3 protein-coding genes and 1 pseudogene are annotated in these 3,789 nt (G+C 70.7%); all 4 read right to left on the bottom strand.

All coding sequences use genetic code 11. The features are described 5' to 3' along the window. Positions 1-386: pseudogene (locus ABZU46_RS31320) on the bottom strand (CDP-alcohol phosphatidyltransferase family protein); the annotation flags it as partial. A gap of 41 nt (positions 387-427) precedes the next feature. After that, positions 428-1,174, bottom strand: coding sequence for an ABC transporter ATP-binding protein (locus tag ABZU46_RS31315; protein WP_354863304.1), 747 nt, complete (start codon positions 1,172-1,174; stop codon positions 428-430). Position 1,175: 1 nt separating this feature from the next. Further along, a complete protein-coding gene (locus ABZU46_RS31310; RefSeq protein ID WP_354863303.1) occupies positions 1,176-2,003 on the bottom strand; it encodes an ABC transporter permease in 828 nt (275 codons plus the stop codon). Between the two features lie 72 nt (positions 2,004-2,075). Next, positions 2,076-3,446 carry an L-serine ammonia-lyase gene (locus tag ABZU46_RS31305; protein WP_354863302.1) on the bottom strand — a complete coding sequence of 457 codons (1,371 nt, stop codon included), beginning with the start codon at positions 3,444-3,446 and terminating at the stop codon, positions 2,076-2,078. Positions 3,447-3,789 lie beyond the last annotated feature (343 nt).

Here is a 3,789-nt window from a genome sequence, read left to right as displayed (position 1 = left end):
CGCGCGGCGGCGGCCAGGGTCGGCAGGTCGTCGACGCCGACGCGCAACGCGCCACCGAACACGCCGGTCGCGTCACCGTCGAGGGCGTCCAGCGGGCCGGCGTCGACGATCTGGCCGCGCTCCTCGCGCACGGCGGTCCGTCCGGGCACCGGCGGGTCGGTCAGCACCAGTGCCACGGTCGGTCCCACCGGGCTGGTGGCGAGGTGCCGCAGTACGGCGGTGTGCGCCACCAGGTCGGTGCCACTGATCAGCAGCGGCCCGTCGGCGGCGTCGGCCAGCGCGGCCAGCTCGTCGAGGGTGGCGGCGAAGCGCACGTCGGCCGCCCCGGCCCGGCCCAGCTGGGCGGCGAGTCGGTCGGCCAGCGGCTCGCCGGACGCGGTGCGCAGGCTCGCCGCGGCCGTCCCGGCGGCGAGCACGATCGCGAGCGTCACCGCGGAACCGCGGCGTGGTACGCGTCGAGCGCCTCGGCGATGGTGCCGTCGAGCGTCAACCGGCCCGCGTCGAGGTACAACCCCCGACGGCAGAACCGGGTCAGGTCCTTTTCGTTGTGTGACACCAGCACGAGCGTGCGCCCCTCCCCGAGCAGACGTTCAATCGTCGCGTAACACTTCTTGCGGAACTCCGCGTCGCCGACCGCGGTCACCTCGTCCATCAGCAGGATCGGGTGCGGCAGGTGCGAGATGATCGCGAAGCCGAGCCGCACCTTCATTCCCGACGAGTAGTGCCGCACCGACGTGTCGATGGCCCGTTCCACCTGCTCACCGGCGAACTCGACGATCTCGTCGAAGTGCCGCTTCAGGTAGCTCGTCGACAGCCCGTGCAGCCCACCGACCAGGTGCAGGTTCTCCCGCCCGGTCAGGTCGTTGGAGAAGCCGGCGGACAACTCCAGCAGCGGCGCCACCGCGCCGTGCACCCGGATGTCGCCCTCGTCGGGAATGAGCACCCCGGCGATCAGCCGCAGCAGGGTGCTCTTGCCGGTGCCGTTGCGGCCGATCACCCCGACGGTCTCGCCCGGCTCGACGGTGAACGACACGTCGCGCAGCGGCCAGAACTGGCCGGGCAGGGCGCCCCGGGCGCCCCGGTGGATGAACAGCTCGCGCAGCCGCAGTTGGCGGCGCCGGTTGCGGACGAACCGGATGCCCAGACCGTCCGCCTCGATGATCGGCGCGGCCACGTCAGAGTTCCTTGAGCACGGCGGGTTCCAACCGGCGGAACGACCACCAACCGGCGGCCAGCACCAGCAGGCTGCCGACGACCGTGGTGGCGAGCAGGCGGGTGTCCGGGAACTCGTCCGGGTACCAGATCGCGTGGTGCAGCTGGAAGATCCCGACCAGCGGGTTCAGCTCGTACACCACCTTCAGCCAGCCCGGCAGGCCGGACTCCCGGACCAGGCTGAGCGGATAGATGATCGGCGTGGCGTAGAACAGCACCCGGATGATCAGCCGCAGGAACCGCTCCACGTCGCGCATCAGCACGTTCCACGCGGACAACAGCAGGGCCAGCCCGATCAGCAGCACCGCCTGCACCGCCACGGCGAGCGGCAGGGCGAGCAGCGACCAGCCGGGGTGGATCTTGCCGCGCGCCGCGTAGATCACCGCGATACCGATCAGGATCGGCAGGCCGGCCGCGTACTCGGCGAACCGACCGGTGACCCGGCCGATCGGGAACACCTGCCGCGGCACGTTCATCGTGGTGATCAGCCGGGACTGGCCGGTCAGCGCGTTGGTGGCCTCGCTCAACGCCGAACTGGCCCACATCCAGGCGAAGATCCCGGTGATCAGGAACAACGGGTACGACCCGGCCGCCTCGCCGAGGTGCCGACCGGTGTCGCGGGAGTAGAGCACCCCGAAGACGAACCAGTAGATGGCGCCCATGCCGAGTGGCTCGATCAGCGACCAGAAGTAACCCAGCACCGACTGCTGGTACTTGACCGCCAGATCCCGTCGGACCAGGATGCGCAGCGAGTTGCGGTGCGACCACAGGGCCGCGACGCCAGAGGTCACCGCAGCCTCCCGCCTCCTGAAAACGGACGCCAGGTTAGCAGTCGGTGAACGAATGCCCCGAATCGGCGGGGTTCAGCACTCGATCACGTTGACGGCCAGACCGCCCCGCGCCGTCTCCTTGTACTTGACCTTCATGTCGGCGCCCGTCTCCCGCATGGTCTTGATGACCTTGTCCAGCGACACCTTGTGCACGCCGTCGCCGCGCAGGGCCAACCGGGCGGCCGTGATCGCCTTGATGCTAGCCACCGCGTTCCGCTCGATGCAGGGGATCTGCACCAGGCCACCCACCGGGTCACAGGTCAACCCGAGGTTGTGCTCCATCCCGATCTCGGCGGCGTTCTCCACCTGTTCCGGAGTGCCACCGAGCACCTCGGCCAGCCCCGCCGCCGCCATCGAGCAGGCCGAGCCGACCTCACCCTGACAGCCGACCTCCGCGCCGGAGATCGACGCGTTCTCCTTGAACAGCACGCCGATCGCGCCGGCCGCCAGCAGGAACCGCACCACGCCGTCGTCGTCGGCTTTTTCGATGAAGCGGCTGTAGTAGTGCAGCACCGCCGGGATGATCCCCGCCGCGCCGTTCGTCGGCGCGGTCACCACCCGACCGCCGGCCGCGTTCTCCTCGTTCACCGCGAGGGCGAACAGTGTCACCCAGTCCATGGCGTGCAGCGGATCGGGCGTCCCGACCTCCGCCTCCAGGCCGCGCCGCAACTCCGCCGCGCGCCGCCGGACCTTCAACCCACCAGGGAGTACGCCGTCCCGCTCATAGCCGCGCTGCACGCACTCCCGCATGACCCGCCAGATTTCCAGCAGGCCGGCCCGGATCTCCGCCTCGCTGCGCCACGAGCGCTCGTTGGCGAGCATCACCTCGCTGATCGACAGCCCGGTGCGGGTGGTGACGTCGAGGAGCTGTGCCCCGGTCAGGAACGGGTATCGCACCCGCGTGCTGTCCGGCTTGATGCGGTCCGCGCCCGCCGCCGCCTCGTCCACCACGAAGCCACCGCCGACGGAGTAGTAGCTGCGGGCCCGGACCTGCTCCCCGGCCGCGTCGAAGGCCACGAAGGTCATCCCGTTCGGGTGGTACGGCAGCGACCGGCGACGGTGCAGCGTCAGGTCCCGGTCCGGATCGAAGTCGATCTCGTGCGCACCCAGCAGACTGATCCGCCGCTCGGCGCGGATCCGCTCGACCCGAGGACCGACGGTGTCGGTGTCGACCGTCTCCGGCGCCTCGCCGGCCAGCCCCAGCAGCACCGCCCGGTCGCTGCCGTGCCCGTGCCCGGTCGCGCCCAGCGAACCGAACAGCTCGGCCTGCACCCGCGCCGTCTCGGTGAGCAGCCCGTCGGCCTTGAGCCCGGCCACGAACGTACGGGCGGCCCGCATCGGCCCGACCGTGTGCGAGCTGGACGGCCCGATGCCGACGCTGAAGAGGTCGAAAACACTGATCATGGCTGCGCTTCCTCGGCGTCGTCCCGTCGTACGGGATCCGCCCGGTCGTGGCCGCCGGTCCGGCAGCCCCGCTCGTGGCCGCCCGGTCGGGTGGCCGCCGGTCACCCGGGGTGTGGGTGCCCGACCTGCGAGCCTACCCGCCCAGCTCACCCCTCAACCGAGCACGGCGGCGGGGCCACCCGGCCGCCTCCCGCCGGCCGCTCGTCCGCCACCTTCGCGCAGCCTTCATGATCACGCTCGATCCTTGTTGTCAACGCTGTTGCGTTTGGCGATCGGGACTTGAGTCAAGGGCTTTGGAGACGCGAACGGGACTTCTGATAGATCAGCTTGTGTCGAGCAAGGT

The organism is Micromonospora sp. NPDC005197, from assembly GCF_040608295.1.
Lineage (GTDB): Bacteria > Actinomycetota > Actinomycetes > Mycobacteriales > Micromonosporaceae > Micromonospora.
Note: the sequence above shows the minus strand (reverse complement) of the source record. Positions and strands in the feature narration are given on the sequence as shown.

Bases quoted from the DNA above. Each gene is read 5' to 3' on its own strand.
- ABZU46_RS31305 (WP_354863302.1), bottom strand. From the start codon at position 3,446: ATGATCAGTGTTTTCGACCTCTTCAGCGTCGGCATCGGGCCGTCCAGC.